We start from the raw sequence: 14,588 nt of genomic DNA on the forward strand, positions 1-14,588 counted from the left end.
CGGGCGGCTAGGACGTGCGGGGGCACCCGGTGTACCGGCGCGGCGCCGGCTCACGCGGAGGCGCGGGGTGCGGACTGAGGTCGCGCGACAGGGTTCCCGGTGGCGTACCGGACGTACTCGCGGTGCAACCGGAACCCCGCGTTCCAGGCGAGGAGGCGGCTGGGCCGGTCGTTGCGCCCGCACGACCAGCTCGCGGTGCGGCCGCGCGCGGTGATGTCCGCGCACAGGGCGGTGACACAGGCCGCCGCCAGGTGTTCGCGGCGGCGCTCGGGCAGGGTGAGCACGGCCACGTCCTCATACGCGTCGCCCACGAAGTAGCCGCAGGCGACGGCGGCGATCCGGCCGCCCCGGTCGAACGCGGCCCAGCCGTGCCCCGAAGCGGCGAGTTCGGCCGGGCCGCCCCAACTGGTGTGGACCCAGGCCGAGTCGGGGGAGAGGTCGATGAGTGCGGGAGCGTCGTCGGGCGACAGTCGGCGGACGGTCACACCGCGCGGCGGACGCGGCGGGGCCACCGGCTCGCGGTGTACGTAGACCATGCGCTCGGCCGGGGCGACCCGGTCGAAGGCGGCGCCGAGCACCGGCAGGAAGCGGGCGGGTGCCTCGACCTGGCTGTGCGCGAAGGGGGCCAGGGAGGCCGGGTCGACGCCTCCCGGGTCACCGCTCAGCAGCACGTGGCCCGCGCACGAGACCGCCACGGCCCGCGGTCTCAGCGCGCGGTCGCCCCACCAGGCGCCCACCCCGGTGGCGGCGACGTGTTCGGGCAGGCATGCGGGCCCGGGGGCCCCGGCGGTGAACCAGCGGGGCGCGGCGGTCAGACGGTGCGGGGAAATCTGGATCATGAGCCGCTCCTCCGGAGTAGGACATTGGTGGGGCCTCGGTGGGACAGTGGTGGGGTCTCGGTGGGACATTGGTGAGGCCCCGATACGACATCGGTGGGGTCGCGGTGGGACTTCGGTCGGATCTGGGTGGGACTGTGGTGAGACCTTCGAGTGAATTTCGGACCGCATGTGCGCGAGAAGGGGCGAGCCGTCGGTCGCGGACCGAACTCATGTCGTCGGCCGCCTCACCCCGGGTTCCCATCTCCCCGCCTCTCCAACTGGCCCGCATATGTCCCCTCTCGTCATCCAACTGGCCCGCGTACGGCGGCTCAAGAGGGCCTCGTCGGCGTTGACGCGGCCCTGATGGCCGGGGCGGCGGCGCGCCAGTGTCGCGTCAGGGAGGGAGGCTGACGCGTCAACGTCGCGTTATCGACGAGCGGTTGGCACTCCGTGCCGGGCATAACGTCTCCGTACACCTTCTCTCTCCACCGGAGGAACCTCATGGCAGAGCTTCTGTGCGGCGAGGATCCCGAGCCCTGCGAACCCGGCCCGGCCGGGCCGCTCTACGTCCCCGTCCGGCCGGGACCCGCGGGCTGCGTGGCCCGCCTGTTCCGCACACCCGTCGGCGGGCGCACCGCCGTCGCCTTCACCACACCGCAGCGCCTGAGCGCCGTGCTCGGCTCCCGGCAGGTGTGGATCAGGCTCTCCGAACCGGCACTCCGTGCCCTTGTCGCGCCGCTCGGCGTCAACGGCATCACCGTCGACCCCCGCCTGGCCACACACCCCGTCGGCCCCGCGCCGGCCCGGCCGCGCGAGCGCTACGCCACTGCGTGGCGCGAGCGGGACGCACGAGCGGTGGGCGCGCTGCGGGTGAGCGGCGCGGCGGCGCTGGTGGGTGCGGTGGCCCTGTGGATCGGCTGAGGACGAGGCGGACCACGCCCGACAGTGGCCTGTCCATCTGGCCCGCGTCCGCCACACCCCTCGCCCACGGCGATCTCGCCGTCGGCGGAGTGTCGCTCTCCGAGGTCGCCGAGCGCTTCGGTACGCCCGCCTACGTCCTGGACGAAGGCGACGTACGCGCACGCTGCCGCGGCTACCTGCGTGCCTTCGAGGGCGCCGAAGTGCTCTATGCCGCCAAGGCGTTCCTGTGCCGTGCGATGGCGCGCTGGATCGACGAGGAGGGCCTCGGGCTCGATGTCTGCTCGGCCGGGGAGCTGGAGCTCGCCGTCACCACCGGGTTCCCCGCGGACCGCATCGTCCTGCACGGCAACGCCAAGAGCCCCGACGACCTGCGGGCCGCGCTGCGGCTCGGGGTCGGGCGGATCGTCATCGACAGCGCGTCGGAGATCGCACGCCTGGCCGCCGCCGTGCCGCCGGGCAGCCGCCAGAAGGTGATGGTCCGGGTCGTGCCGGGCATCGCGGCCGGCGGGCACGTCAAGATCCGGACGGGCACGGACGACCAGAAGTTCGGCCTCTCCCTCACCGACGGCTCGGCGCAGCACGCCATCGCCCGTATAGTCGGCCAGCCCACGCTCGAACTGGTGGGCCTGCACTGCCACCTGGGCTCGCAGATCACCACGGAGAAGCCCTTCCTGTGCGCGGTGCGGCGCCTGGTCGGGCTGATGGCACGCGTCAAGGACCAGCACGGGATCACCCTCCCCGAACTGGACCTCGGCGGTGGACACGGCATCGCGTACCGCCCGGGCGAGGACGCGCTCGACATCGCCTCCCTCGCCCGCAAGGTGCGTACCGAACTGACCGGGAGCTGCGCGGCGGCCGGCCTGCCCGTGCCGCGGCTCGTCGTGGAGCCGGGGCGGGCGATCGCCGGCCCCGCCGGGGTGGCGCTCTACCGGGTCCTCGCGGTCAAGCGGACCGGCGGGCAGACCTTCGTAGCGGTCGACGGAGGCATGAGCGACAACCCGCGGCCCGCCCTGTACGGAGTGCGCTACGCGCCCCGCCTGATCGGCCGGCGCTCGATGTCCGGGCCGCAGCCGATGACGGTGGTCGGGCGGCACTGCGAGGCGGGCGACATCCTCGCCTCGGACGTCCCGCTCCCCGGCGACGTACGGCCGGGGGATCTGCTCGCCGTCCCCGTCGCGGGGGCCTACCACCTGTCGATGGCGTCCGGCTACAACCTCGTGGGCCGGCCGCCCGTGGTCGCGGTGGCCGACGGGCACGCCAGGCTGCTGGTCCGCCGCGAGTCACTGGCGGACTTCCGCAGCAGGGACATAGGTCTGTGAAGCCTGTGGAACACGGCGGCCCCGGGGCGTCTCGCCCCGGGGCCGCCGTACGCGACATGACCGTCAGAGGATCGCGCCCGGCGTGTACGCCGCGGCCTCCGGGTGCTGCTTGAGGAGCGTCTCGATCCGCGCGACGACCGTGGCGACCTGGTCGCTCGCCGCCCCCGTGAAGGACAGCTTGTCGGCCATCAGCTCGTCGAGCTGCGCGCGGTCCAGCGGGATGCGGGAGTCGGCGGCGAGCTTGTCGAGGAGTTCATTGTGCTCGGCGCCCTGCTCCCGCATGGCGAGCGCGGAGGCGACCGCGTTCTCCTTGATGGCCTCGTGGGCCTCCTCGCGGCCGACGCCCGCGCGCACCGAGGCCATCAGGACCTTGGTGGTGGCGAGGAAGGGGAGGTAGCGGTCCAGCTCGCGCGCGACGACCGCCGGGAAGGCGCCGAACTCGTCGAGCACGGTCAGGAAGGTCTCCAGGAGGCCGTCGAGCGCGAAGAACGCGTCGGGCAGGGCGACCCGGCGTACGACCGAGCAGGAGACGTCACCCTCGTTCCACTGGTCGCCCGCCAGCTCGCCGGTCATCGAGGCGTAGCCGCGCAGGATGACGGTGAGGCCGTTGACGCGCTCGCACGAGCGGGTGTTCATCTTGTGCGGCATCGCGGACGAGCCGACCTGGCCCGGCTTGAAGCCCTCGGTGACCAGTTCGTGCCCGGCCATCAGCCGGATCGTCTTGGCGAGGGAGGACGGCGCGGAGGCGATCTGCACCAGCGCGGTGACGACCTCGTAGTCCAGGGAGCGCGGGTAGACCTGGCCGACCGAGGTGAAGGCGCGGTCGAAGCCGAGGTGCCCGGCGATACGGTCCTCCAGCTCCGTCAGCTTGTCCGTGTCGCCGCCGAGCAGGTCGAGCATGTCCTGGGCGGTGCCGACCGGGCCCTTGATGCCGCGCAGCGGGTAGCGGCCGAGGAGGTCGTCGAGGCGGCGGTAGGCGACGAGGAGCTCGTCGGCGCCGGTCGCGAAGCGCTTGCCCAGCGTCGTCGCCTGCGCGGCGACGTTGTGGGAGCGGCCCGCCATGACCAGCTCGGCGTACTCGCCGGCGAGCTTGCCGAGCCGGGCGAGGACGGCGACGGTGCGGCCGCGGATCAGCTCCAGGGAGAGCCGGATCTGCAGCTGCTCCACGTTCTCGGTGAGATCGCGCGAGGTCATGCCCTTGTGCACGTGCTCGTGCCCGGCGAGGGCGTTGAACTCCTCGATACGGGCCTTCACGTCATGGCGCGTGACCTTCTCGCGCTCGGCGATGGAGGCCAGGTCGACCTGGTCGAGGACGCGCTCGTAGTCGGCGATGGCGGCGTCCGGGACCTCGATACCGAGGTCCTTCTGCGCGCGCAGCACGGCGAGCCAGAGCTGACGCTCCAGTCTCACCTTCTGCTCGGGCGACCAGAGGGTGGCGAGCTCGGCGGAGGCATAACGTCCCGCGAGGACGTTCGGGATACGGGGCTTTGCAGGCGCGGCAGTCACGTGTACGGAGTTTACCGGGCGTCCATACGGGCTCCGAACCATCTTCGTGATGTAGGAACCTACAGGTCAGACGCCGTTTTCATGGGGCGGGCGGGCATCAGCTCCTGACGGCCTCCGCGATCCGCAGGGCGGCCTGGGCGGGCGTGAGGTGCGTGGTGTCGACGACCTCGGCCTCGCCGTGCAGCCAGGTGCGGGCCGCCTCGGCGTAGGGCTCGAGGTATGTGAGGCGGAAGGGGGAGGGGCCGAGAAGGGTGTCCCCCTCGATGCGCCCGCGGAGGGTGTCCTGGTCGGCGTGGAGGACGAAGTGCCTCACCGGGATGGAATGTCGGGCGAGACCCGCGCTGATCTCGCGCCAGTACCGCTCGACCAGGACGGTCATGGGCATCACCAGGGTGCCGCCGGTGTAGTCGAGTACGCGGCGGGCGGTCTCGACGACCAGCGGCCGCCACGGCGGCCAGTGCTGGAAGTTGTCCGTCCCGGGCAGCCCGGGCGTGATGTCCATGAGCGTCTCGCCGACCTTCTCGGCGTCGAACACCCGCGAATCAGGGAGGAGCGGCTGGACGAGTGCGCTGGTCGTGGTCTTGCCCGCGCCGTGGGTGCCGTTGAGCCATACGATCATGCGCCGACGCTAGCGCTGTGCGGGCCGCGGGAACAGGCACGGCGGAGATCCGGTACGGCTTCCGGCCGCGTATCAGGCCGCTCCCGCGAGTGGCCCGTCGTCCCCGAGTGGCCTTTCAGCCGTGCCGCTACGGCAGCGGGCCGTCGTAGGGCAGCAGCTCGGGACGCTTCGGCGGGCGGCCGTCGCCGGAGGAGCGGCCGGTGAGGCGGCGGCCGATCCAGGGCATGAGGTGCTGCCGGGCGAAGCGGGCGTCGGCGACGCGGCGCCGGGCCCAGTTCAGCGGCACGGCCGCGGACAGCGGGGTCTGCCAGTCGTCCTCGGGCGGGTAGCCGAGGGACTGCCAGACGGCCTCGGCGATCCTGCGATGCCCCTCCGCCGTGAGGTGCAGCCGGTCCACGTCCCAGAGGCGCTGGTCGCCGAGGACCGAAGCGCCGTACAGGTTCACGACCACCGCGTCGTGCCGGGACGCCAGGTCGTCGATATGGGCGTAGAGCTCCTCCATGCGCGGACGGAACCGCTCCATCACCGGGCCGTTCCGGCCCGGACTGCGCATCAGGACGAGCTGCTTGCAGGAGGGCGCCAGGCGTTCGACGGCCTCTTCGAGGAGGTCACGTACGCGGTTCATGTCGCACTTGGGGCGCAGCGTGTCGTTGAGCCCGCCCACCAAGGTGATGACGTCGGGCTGCATCGCGGCCGCCACGTCCACCTGCTCGGCGACGATCTGGCCGATGAGCTTGCCGCGCACCGCGAGGTTCGCGTAGCGGAAGCCGGGGCTGTGCGCCGCCATCCGTGCGGCCAGGAGGTCGGCCCAGCCGCGGTAGCTGCCGTCGGGCAGCAGGTCCGACATGCCCTCGGTGAAGGAGTCGCCGACCGCGACGAGACTGGTGTAGTTGGCATTCATCTGCATGGCGGAAGCGATGGTAACCCGCCCGCCGCCCGTGGAGCAGGCGGCGGACGAAGCCGAGGCGCGCGCGATCTGTGCAGCGCGCCCCGGCGGCGGTATGCCATGGGCAAACCGTCGTCCCGAGAGAGCGAGTACGCCATGTGGACCGCAGCCTTCTGGAAAGCCACGGCGGAACGTGCGATCCGCACCTTCGCACAGGCGCTCGCCGCCGTCCTGGTCGCCGGGGCGACCAGCCTCCTGGACGTCGCCTGGGGCGCCGCCTTCGCGACGGCCGGTCTGGCGGCGGTCCTCGCCGTCCTGACCGCGATCGGCGCCTCGGAGGCCGGGGCGGCAGGCCCCGGCATCACGGAGGAACCGACTCCGGAACGCACCGACGCGCCCAGGGCCCCGGCGGGGTAGCTACGCGGTCTGGCCGAACAGCTCCCGCAGCACGTCCTCCATGGTGACCATCCCGGCGAGTCTGCCGTCGGAGCCGAGCACCGCGGCCACATGCGTACGGCTGCCCCGCATCGCGGTCAGCACGTCGTCCAGCGGCGTCGTCTCGCGCACCTGGGCGATCTTCCGCATGTCCGGGACCCGGAACGGCAGATCCCGCGGCGCCCGGTCCAGGGCGTCCTTGACGTGCAGATAGCCGACGATCCGACGGCCCTCGTCGACGACCGGGAAGCGGGAGAACCCGGACTCCGCCGAGAGGTTCTCCAACTGCTCCGGAGTGACGCCCACGCGCGCGTAGACCACGTCCTCCAGCGGCAGGACCACGTCCCTGACCGGGCGCCGGCCCAGTTCCAGCGCGTCGTGCAGCCGCTCCTGCGCGCGGCCGTCGATCAGACCGGCGGCGCTGGAGTCCTTGACCATGCGGGCCAGGTCCTCGTCCGAGAAGCTCGCCGAGACCTCGTCCTTGGCCTCGACCCGCAACAGCTTCAGCAGACCGTTGGCGAACGCGTTGATCGCGAAGATCACCGGGCGCAGCGCCCGTGCGAGCGCCACCAGCGGCGGGCCGAGCATCAGCGCCGTGCGCACCGGCTCGGCGAGCGCGATGTTCTTGGGAATCATCTCGCCGAGCAGCATGTGCAGATACGTCGCCACGGTCAGCGCGATGACGAAGGAGATGGGGTGCACCAGACCGTGCGGCACTCCGACCCCGTCGAACACCGGCTCAAGGAGATGCGCGATGGCGGGCTCCGCGACGACACCGAGGACGAGCGTGCACAGCGTGATGCCCAGCTGCGCCGCCGCCAGCAGCGCCGACACGTGCTTGAGGCCCCACATCACGCTCTTGGCGCGCCTGTCGCCCTCCTCGGCGTGCGGTTCGATCTGGCTGCGGCGTACGGAGATGAGGGCGAACTCGGCGCCCACGAAGAAGGCGTTGACGACGAGCGTCGCGAAACCGATCAGCAACTGGATGGCGATCATCGGGCGTCCTCCGCCTCGTCTGCGGTCGGCGGGGCGTGCAGGAGCACGCGCGCGGCGCGGTGCCCGGCGGCGTCCGTGACGTCGAGCCGCCAGCCGCCGACGTCGACGCTGTCGCCGACGGCCGGGATGCGGCCGAGTTCGGTCGCGACGAGCCCGGCGAGCGTCTCGTACGGCCCGTCGGGCGCCCGCAGGCCGACCCGCGCGAGCTGGTCGGTGCGGGCCGCGCCGTCGGCGGAGTAGAGCGTCCTGCCGTCGTCGTCCTTGCCCGCGGAGGCGATGTCGGGCGTCTCGTGCGGGTCGTGCTCGTCCCGCACCTCGCCGACGACCTCCTCGACGATGTCCTCCAGGGTGGCGACCCCGGCGGTGCCGCCGTACTCGTCGATGACCACGGCCATCGTGCGCTTGCCCGAGAGCCGGTCGAGGAGGCGGTCGACGGTCAGCGACTCCGGTACGAGCAGCGGCTCGCGCATCAGTTCGGCGACGGACACACGCGGCCTGCGTTCGGCGGGCACGGCGAGCACGTCCTTGATGTGGGCGACGCCGACGACCGAGTCGAGGTTGCCGCGGTAGACGGGGAAGCGGGACAGGCCGGTCGCACGCGTGGCGTTCGCGACGTCCTCGCAGGTGGCGTGGGTGTCGAGGGCCATGACCTGGACGCGCGGCGTCATCACGTTCTCCGCGCTGAGGTCGGCGAGGTTCAGCGTGCGTACGAACAGCTCGGCGGTGTCCGCCTCCAGCGCGCCCTCCTTGGCGGAGTGCCGGGCCAGGGCCACGAGCTCCTTGGGGCCGCGCGCGGAGGCCAGCTCCTCGGCGGGCTCGATGCCGAAGCGGCGTACGGAACGGTTCGCGGTGTTGTTCAGATGGGCGATGAACGGCCGGAACGCGGCGCTGAACAGCCGCTGCGGCGTCGCCACGCGCTTGGCGACGGCGAGCGGCGAGGAGATCGCCCAGTTCTTGGGGACCAGCTCACCGATGACCATCAGGAAGACCGTCGACAGCGCCGTACCGATGACCAGGGCCACCGAGGACGCCGCCGACCGGGGGAGACCGAGGTCGCGCAGCGGGCCCGAGATGAGCTTGGCGATCGAGGGCTCGGAGACCATGCCGACCACCAGGTTGGTGACGGTGATGCCGAGCTGGGCGCCGGAGAGCTGGAACGTGAGGTTCTTGGCGGCCTTGAGGGCGCCGGCGGCGCCGCGCTCGCCGCGCTCGACGGCCCGTTCGAGCTCGCCGCGCTCGACCGTGGTGAGGGAGAACTCCGCCGCGACGAAGACACCGCAGGCCACACAGAGCAGCACCGCCGCGAGGAGCAGGAGCACTTCGGTCATCGGGTCACCTCCTTCCCATGATCGGGCAGGGGCGGAAGGGATGCGCGATGTCGGGTACTGGGAGGCTCGCCCATGGGCGGACGCTCACACCTTTCAGTCGAATACGAGTGTGACGACCATGGTAAAGGACCAGCAAAGCCGCTTTCGAACCCCCGCAGGGCCCTGCGGCCGGGCTCAGTCCGTGAGGGGCTTCACCCAACGGCTCCACTGCGGTTCGGGGCCGTAGCCCGCCGCGCGCCACGTGTGGTGGGCCAGTTCGTTGCGGTCCAGGACCATGGCGTCGACCCGTCGCCCGCCGAGGCGTACGAACCTGTCCTCCGCGGCGGCCAGCAGCGCCGACCCCACGCCCTGGCGGCGGTGGTCGGGGTGGACGGCGAGACGGTAGGCGGAGCATCGCCACCCGTCGAAGCCGGCTATCACGGTGCCGGTGAGGAGGCCGTCGCGCTCCGCGAGCAGTAGGGCTTCGGGGTCCCGTGTGATGAGGCGGGCGACGCCGTCGTGGTCGTCGCTGATGCTGGTTCCTTCCGCGGCCTCGCGCCAGAACAGCAGTACGGCGTCGATGTCGGCGAGGGTGGCGGGGCGGATGTAGAGATCGCTCATGGGAAGAGCCAAGCAGAGCGCCGGTTCATCTGGCGACCGCTTTCTCCGCATGGTTCCGGCCGAGTTGTCCGGAAAGGACGCGTCCGGATCGGACAACCGGACCTCGGCCGGTTGGCGTGAATTCAGTGGCTGCAATAACCGGGTTGTTCTATGGGTTGACACCGGGATTGGCCGATCCTAGAGTCAAAAATCTGTGCATGAATGTGTGAATGATAAATAAAATAGTTCTGGTATCGCGGGCCGGTTGAGGCGAAGGGGAACAGCGGATGAAGAGAGTGCTCCTCACGACCGCTCCGAAGGAGGCCCTGGTCGAGTCCGACGGTATCGGTGGGAACTGGTACGACCGGACCGATACATATATGGCCTGGACCTGCGCGGTAGATCTTGAGGACCGGCTCTCCGTCACCTGTCCACCGACCGGACTCAGCTTTATCAAGTACAACGTGCCGGATGTCGAAATTCTCGAGTACCCCACCTGGGACGAGTACCTCACCGCGCTCCAGTCCGAGACGTGGGACATGGTCGGCATCAGCTTCTACACCTGGTCGACGCCCGTCGCGATCGAGATGGCGAAGGTCGCACGCGAGGCCGGTGTACCCGAGATATGGGCCGGTAACTACGGCGTCCTCTCCCCGGGAATCGACGAGTACTTCACCAAGAAGATAAAGGGTGCGGGCGAGGCGCCGATCCACCAGTACGTCTACGGCACGCCGTTGCCACGTGTGCGACACCCGGCCATGCTGGGCGAGAGCGGATTCCGCGGGATGAAATCTCCGGTCGGTTACTTGTATTCGAAACGTGGATGCAATATCGGCTGTACCTTCTGTTCGACGCCGATCTTCAATCCCAAAGAAGAAGCCATCTTCATGGAGGACACGTACGCGGCACTCGACGCGTACCGGGAGGCCGACGTCGCTCACGTCATCATCTATGACGAGAGTTTCTTCCTCACCAACACCCTGGCCGAGCAGGTCGTGGACGCGCTGGCGGAGCGCGAACTCCCCTGGATCTGTCTGACCCGAGCCGACCTGATCCGGGGAAGAATTCCCGAGCTGACCGACCGCTATATGGACGGTGCGATCGTCGGTATCGAGTCGTATCGGGACAAGAACATCGCCGACGTGAAGAAGCGCGACGACGTCTACAACGTCCGGCAGACGGTCCGCGAGCTGATCGACAATGGCCGCCGTGCGCTCGGCACCTTCATGGTCGGGTTCGCCGAGGACAGCATCGAGGACATGCGGTTCGACATCGAGCAGCTGAGCGAGGAAGGGCTGTTCGCCTGCCAGCTGACGCTGCTGACCCCGTTCCACGGCACCCGCCTCTACCGGCAGATGGAGCACCTGGTCGACGAACCGGACCTCAGCAAGCACGATCTGTACAACCTGGTGTGGAAGCACCCGAAGATGAACCGCAGTGAGGCACGTGACCTGCTCGCGTGGGCGCAGCGCCGGGTCAACGACCCGGACCGCATCGCCGCCAGGCTCAAGCAGGAAATGAAGGCGAAGGTACGGAAAGAGTTCGCGCGCCGCCACGGCGCGGCGCCGCTGAGCCCGTCGGGATCCGCGTCATGAGAAGCCTCAACATCCTCTGCGTGCAGCTGAGTTTCCACGAGGCGTACCCCGACGCGTCGACTCTGGCGACGACCTACAACGACGGGATCTACTACGTCGCGTCGTTCGTCCAGCAGGAGTATCCGGACGCCCGGGTCGAGATGTGCCAGATGTTCTGGGGGGAGAAGCCGGAAGACTTTCCCCTGGCGAGCTACGACTACATCCTGATCTCGGCACTGGCCACCCACTTCTGGTCGAACCTCCAGGCGCTCGAGTTGATACGGCGCGCCAAACGCCCCGGCTGCGTGGTCATCATGGGCGGACCGCACGCCGCGTTCGCACCCTACGAGGCACTGCGCTACGCGGATTACGCGGTGATCGCCGAGGGCGAGATCCCCGCCGTCCAGCTGATCAACGCGTTGGAGGCCGGCGATCCCCTCACCGAGGTCGACAACCTGGCCTACATCGGAGCCAACGGCGAGCTGACCCTGAACAAGATCGCCCGTTACGGGAACATCGACCACGCGATCAACCCGCAGTTCCTGAAGCGCGCGCCGAAGCTTCACTGGGCCACGGTCTCGATGTCGCGCGGCTGCCCGTTCGACTGCTCCTTCTGCTATGCGATCCGCCTGCTCGGGCGACGGTTCCGCACCAAGACGGTGGAAGACGTCCGCAACGAGTTGGATGCCATCTACCAGCAGACCGGATGCAACCGCTTCTATGTCACGGATCTGAACTTCACGACCCGCAAGAGCTACTGCCGTGAAATCGCCGAGGCATTCCGGGACCGCGACTACAAGTTCATCGCCATGAGCCGGGTCAACCACGCGGACGACATGGACCTGGTCCTCGACCTCAAGCGGTCGGGGTTCGACGAGTACTGCCTGGGAGTGGAATCGGAGGACCCGAGTGTCCTCCAGGCGTTCAACAAGCGGGTCGACCCCTCCGAGCAGACCCGGCGCCTGCTGCGTTTCGCCGAGAACGACATAGCCATTCACTCCGCGATCATCTTCGGGCTCGACGTCCAGGACCGGCAGGCGATCGAGGCCACCGCGTACTGGTGCGCCGACGCCCGCATCATGCACCCGGTGTTCGTGTGCCTCGCGGAATATCCCTTCCAGAATCTGCTGTACGGGGCGCGCCAGGATGTCGAGGACCACCGGATCATCATGGAAGTCCCGACCTACCAGCATTACTCGTTCGTCGGCATCTTCCCGCGCGAGATGCGCCCCAGCGAACTGCAGCGCGGCATACTCGACAGTTACGGGATCTTCTTCAAGCGGGCGTTCGAGGTCGAGACGCGGCCCCAGCGGCGGGCCCGCCTCAAGGCGTATGCGCGCAGTGTCGACCGCGGCCGCGCCGGAATGCAGCAGCACATCCACTTCCTCGAGCAGTTGGAGAAGCCGTACTACACCGCGGCCGGGACACTGCGGGAGGACTTGTTGAAGGCGGACTTCGACGCGCGGCACGGAGAGCTCCGCGACTGGCTGGCGCGCTCCTCCAAGTGCACCGACGTGGAATTCGTGAAGAAATACGCTCGATGACGGGACACCAACGAGCAGGGACCGTCATCGACGCGTTGCTCGACAGCGCCGCGCGCACCCCGGACCGGCTGGCGTTCCGTGTGATCGAGAGATCCGAGGGCGAGTTCGAACTGAGTTACGCGGACGTCTGCCGCCTCGTCGGCCGGACCGTGGCCGGACTGGAGGCACACGGCATCGAGGAGGGGGACCGCGTCGTCGTCGTTCTGCCCACCTCCCGCGACTTCCTCTCGGTCTATCTGGGCTGCCTTTACGCGGGAGTCGTGCCGGTCATCGCGGCGGAACCGACCGGCGGCAATCCCCACTACGCGACCAACCTGCGCGCCCTCGCCGAACAGGCGCAGGCCACCACGGTCATCGCGCCCCCGGAACTGGCGGACACGCTCGCGCCGTTCCTGCCGCCCGTCACGGTCACGACACCCGACGCCCTGCGCGGGGAACCCCTCACACTCGACTCGCCGCGGGCGACTCCCGCGTCGCTCGCCCATCTCCAAGCGACCTCCGGCTCGACCGGGGCCCCCAAGCTGGCCCTGATCCGGCACGGCAACATCGTCGCCAACGTCCGGGCGATCGCCGAGGCGATCCGGGCGAGACCCACCGACTCACTGGTGAGCTGGCTGCCCCTCTTCCACGACATGGGCCTCATCGGAGTCTCGTACGCGCTGCACGCCCACATCCCGATGGTGCTGTCGGACCCGCTCAACTTCCTGCGGAACCCGATGTCATGGCTGCGTTGGATCAGCCGCCACCGCGGCACCCTCTCACCCGCGCCCAGCTCCGCGTTCCACATCTGCGCGCGCGTGGCCGGGCGGCGGCCCCCCGGCGATCTCGACCTGTCCTCGTGGCGTGTCGCTCTGTGCGGTGCGGAACCGGTGCACGAGGCCACGCTGCGCGAATTCCAGGCGGCGTTCGGTCCTTTCGGCCTGTCCGAAACGACGCTGAGACCCGTGTACGGACTCGCGGAGACGACGCTCGCGGCCACCATCTCGGACGTCGGCCGCCCCTACTCGGTCGACCGGGTGGACGCGGAGGCCGTCTCGGCCAGGGGCCGTGCCGAGCCCCGCCCGGCCGACGATCTCCGCAGCATGAGCATGATGTGCGTGGGGCCGGCGGTTCCGGGCCATCGGTTGAGGGTGGTCGGCCCGGACGGAACGCCGCTGCCCGACCGTGCCATCGGTGAGATCGAGGTGGCCGGCCCCAGCCTGATCGACGGCTACCTCCCGGAGCGGGACGCTACGGAAACGGCTACGGAACCCGCCACAGAAACCGTCACGGTCGACGATCAGCTCAAACGGCCGGACGGCTATCTCCGCACCGGCGACCTCGGATATCAGCTCGACGGGGAGCTGTACGTCACCGGTCGCCGCAAGGAGATAGTGATCATCTCCGGTCGCAACTACATACCCGACCAGATCGAGAGGTTCGTCGAAGCCGTCGCACAGAGCCCGCGCACCCCCGCGGTCGTGGCGGTCGGCGTCCCCGACCCGATGCTGCTGACCGAGCAGCTGCATCTCCTTCTCGACGAGCGGATCGGTGAGGGCCGCGACCGGCGGACCATCACCGACCAGGTGCGTGGCGCGCTGGCCGAGGCGTTCGGGATCAGCGGCGTCACCCTCCACTGGATCCGGCGGGCGCAGCTGCCCCGGACCACCAGCGGCAAGGTCCAGCGCCATCTCTGCCGAAAGATCATCGAGGAACGCTCCGCGCCGTTCCCACGTACCGACGAGCCGACGAGCGTGACCTCTGGAGGGCCACCCGATGCAGGATGAGAAGCAGGAGCAGAAGCACGACCAGGAGCACGATCAGGAGCTTTTCGACAAGATCGTCCGGCACATCGGCGAGTTCGTCGAAGCCGACGTGTCCCACCTGACTCCGCAGTCGAACATCGGCAACTCCATCGAAGGCATGAGCTCGCTCAAGATGGTCGAACTGCTCCTCTTCCTGGAGGACTGCTTCGGCGTCGACTTCGACGAGTCCGTCATGGACGAACTCCAGACCATGCAGGACCTTGAGCAGTACATACGGCGGACAGTGGACGCGGCTGGACAGCAAGCCTGACACGGCCT

At 69.6% G+C, this 14,588-nt stretch carries 14 protein-coding genes; 7 read left to right on the plus strand and 7 right to left on the minus strand.

Annotated elements, in window-relative coordinates:
- Positions 1-50: 50 nt before the first annotated feature.
- Positions 51-839 (minus strand): GNAT family N-acetyltransferase, encoded by a 789-nt coding sequence (locus ACWDVB_RS20495; protein ID WP_451514764.1) that lies wholly within the window; start codon positions 837-839, stop codon positions 51-53.
- Positions 840-1,319: 480 nt separating this feature from the next.
- Here ACWDVB_RS20495 and ACWDVB_RS20500 point away from each other — a divergent pair, with 480 nt between their 5' ends.
- Positions 1,320-1,739: an SAV_915 family protein gene (locus ACWDVB_RS20500; RefSeq protein WP_451514763.1), complete on the plus strand. Its 420-nt coding sequence runs from the start codon at positions 1,320-1,322 to the stop codon at positions 1,737-1,739.
- On the plus strand, positions 1,727-3,058 hold the full coding sequence (gene lysA, locus ACWDVB_RS20505; protein ID WP_451514762.1) for a diaminopimelate decarboxylase: 1,332 nt from the start codon (positions 1,727-1,729) through the stop codon (positions 3,056-3,058). The genes ACWDVB_RS20500 and lysA overlap by 13 nt, the downstream gene beginning before the upstream one ends.
- Positions 3,059-3,121: 63 nt before the next feature.
- Here the strand turns inward: lysA and purB are convergent, their stop codons facing one another.
- The 3 genes from purB to ACWDVB_RS20520 form a co-directional block, all read right to left on the minus strand.
- The gene (gene purB, locus ACWDVB_RS20510) at positions 3,122-4,564 is read right to left on the minus strand and encodes an adenylosuccinate lyase (protein ID WP_451514761.1); all 1,443 of its coding nucleotides are present in this window, start codon (positions 4,562-4,564) and stop codon (positions 3,122-3,124) included.
- Positions 4,565-4,661: 97 nt separating this feature from the next.
- The gene (locus ACWDVB_RS20515) at positions 4,662-5,183 is read right to left on the minus strand and encodes an ATP-binding protein (RefSeq protein WP_451514760.1); all 522 of its coding nucleotides are present in this window, start codon (positions 5,181-5,183) and stop codon (positions 4,662-4,664) included.
- Positions 5,184-5,310: 127 nt separating this feature from the next.
- On the minus strand, positions 5,311-6,090 hold the full coding sequence (locus ACWDVB_RS20520; RefSeq protein WP_451514759.1) for an SGNH/GDSL hydrolase family protein: 780 nt from the start codon (positions 6,088-6,090) through the stop codon (positions 5,311-5,313).
- 135 nt (positions 6,091-6,225) lie between these two features.
- On the opposite strand from ACWDVB_RS20520, the gene ACWDVB_RS20525 reads away from it, so the two are divergent.
- Complete coding sequence (locus tag ACWDVB_RS20525; protein ID WP_451514758.1) at positions 6,226-6,486, plus strand: holin; 261 nt, start codon at positions 6,226-6,228, stop codon at positions 6,484-6,486.
- Here ACWDVB_RS20525 and ACWDVB_RS20530 read toward each other — a convergent pair whose 3' ends face one another.
- The 3 genes from ACWDVB_RS20530 to ACWDVB_RS20540 form a co-directional block, all read right to left on the minus strand.
- Positions 6,487-7,500, minus strand: coding sequence for a hemolysin family protein (locus tag ACWDVB_RS20530; RefSeq protein ID WP_451514757.1), 1,014 nt, complete (start codon positions 7,498-7,500; stop codon positions 6,487-6,489). It abuts the gene before it with no gap.
- Complete coding sequence (locus ACWDVB_RS20535; RefSeq protein ID WP_451514756.1) at positions 7,497-8,828, minus strand: hemolysin family protein; 1,332 nt, start codon at positions 8,826-8,828, stop codon at positions 7,497-7,499. Before ACWDVB_RS20535 ends, ACWDVB_RS20530 begins: the two co-directional genes overlap by 4 nt.
- A gap of 174 nt (positions 8,829-9,002) precedes the next feature.
- Positions 9,003-9,428, minus strand: coding sequence for a GNAT family N-acetyltransferase (locus tag ACWDVB_RS20540; protein WP_451514755.1), 426 nt, complete (start codon positions 9,426-9,428; stop codon positions 9,003-9,005).
- A 359-nt stretch (positions 9,429-9,787) separates the two neighbouring features.
- Here ACWDVB_RS20540 and ACWDVB_RS20545 point away from each other — a divergent pair, with 359 nt between their 5' ends.
- Genes ACWDVB_RS20545 through ACWDVB_RS20560 form a run of 4 tightly spaced genes read left to right on the plus strand, consistent with a single transcriptional unit; the run spans position 9,788 to position 14,580 of the window.
- A complete protein-coding gene (locus ACWDVB_RS20545; RefSeq protein ID WP_451514754.1) occupies positions 9,788-11,002 on the plus strand; it encodes a B12-binding domain-containing radical SAM protein in 1,215 nt (404 codons plus the stop codon).
- The gene (locus tag ACWDVB_RS20550; RefSeq protein WP_451514753.1) at positions 10,999-12,525 is read left to right on the plus strand and encodes a B12-binding domain-containing radical SAM protein; all 1,527 of its coding nucleotides are present in this window, start codon (positions 10,999-11,001) and stop codon (positions 12,523-12,525) included. The genes ACWDVB_RS20545 and ACWDVB_RS20550 overlap by 4 nt, the downstream gene beginning before the upstream one ends.
- Positions 12,522-14,291, plus strand: a complete 1,770-nt coding sequence (locus ACWDVB_RS20555) for an AMP-binding protein (RefSeq protein ID WP_451514752.1) — start codon at positions 12,522-12,524, stop codon at positions 14,289-14,291. Before ACWDVB_RS20550 ends, ACWDVB_RS20555 begins: the two co-directional genes overlap by 4 nt.
- On the plus strand, positions 14,281-14,580 hold the full coding sequence (locus ACWDVB_RS20560; protein WP_451514751.1) for an acyl carrier protein: 300 nt from the start codon (positions 14,281-14,283) through the stop codon (positions 14,578-14,580). Before ACWDVB_RS20555 ends, ACWDVB_RS20560 begins: the two co-directional genes overlap by 11 nt.
- Positions 14,581-14,588: the final 8 nt, after the last annotated feature.

It is taken from the genome of Streptomyces sp. NPDC003379, from assembly GCF_053589195.1.

Bases quoted from the DNA above. Each gene is read 5' to 3' on its own strand.
- ACWDVB_RS20535 (WP_451514756.1), bottom strand. From the start codon at position 8,828: ATGACCGAAGTGCTCCTGCTCCTCGCGGCGGTGCTGCTCTGTGTGGCC.
- ACWDVB_RS20560 (WP_451514751.1), top strand. From the start codon at position 14,281: ATGCAGGATGAGAAGCAGGAGCAGAAGCACGACCAGGAGCACGATCAG.
- ACWDVB_RS20540 (WP_451514755.1), bottom strand. From the start codon at position 9,428: ATGAGCGATCTCTACATCCGCCCCGCCACCCTCGCCGACATCGACGCC.
- ACWDVB_RS20495 (WP_451514764.1), bottom strand. From the start codon at position 839: ATGATCCAGATTTCCCCGCACCGTCTGACCGCCGCGCCCCGCTGGTTC.
- ACWDVB_RS20555 (WP_451514752.1), top strand. From the start codon at position 12,522: ATGACGGGACACCAACGAGCAGGGACCGTCATCGACGCGTTGCTCGAC.
- ACWDVB_RS20520 (WP_451514759.1), bottom strand. From the start codon at position 6,090: ATGCAGATGAATGCCAACTACACCAGTCTCGTCGCGGTCGGCGACTCC.
- ACWDVB_RS20515 (WP_451514760.1), bottom strand. From the start codon at position 5,183: ATGATCGTATGGCTCAACGGCACCCACGGCGCGGGCAAGACCACGACC.
- ACWDVB_RS20530 (WP_451514757.1), bottom strand. From the start codon at position 7,500: ATGATCGCCATCCAGTTGCTGATCGGTTTCGCGACGCTCGTCGTCAAC.
- ACWDVB_RS20550 (WP_451514753.1), top strand. From the start codon at position 10,999: ATGAGAAGCCTCAACATCCTCTGCGTGCAGCTGAGTTTCCACGAGGCG.
- ACWDVB_RS20525 (WP_451514758.1), top strand. From the start codon at position 6,226: ATGTGGACCGCAGCCTTCTGGAAAGCCACGGCGGAACGTGCGATCCGC.
- ACWDVB_RS20545 (WP_451514754.1), top strand. From the start codon at position 9,788: ATGGCCTGGACCTGCGCGGTAGATCTTGAGGACCGGCTCTCCGTCACC.
- ACWDVB_RS20500 (WP_451514763.1), top strand. From the start codon at position 1,320: ATGGCAGAGCTTCTGTGCGGCGAGGATCCCGAGCCCTGCGAACCCGGC.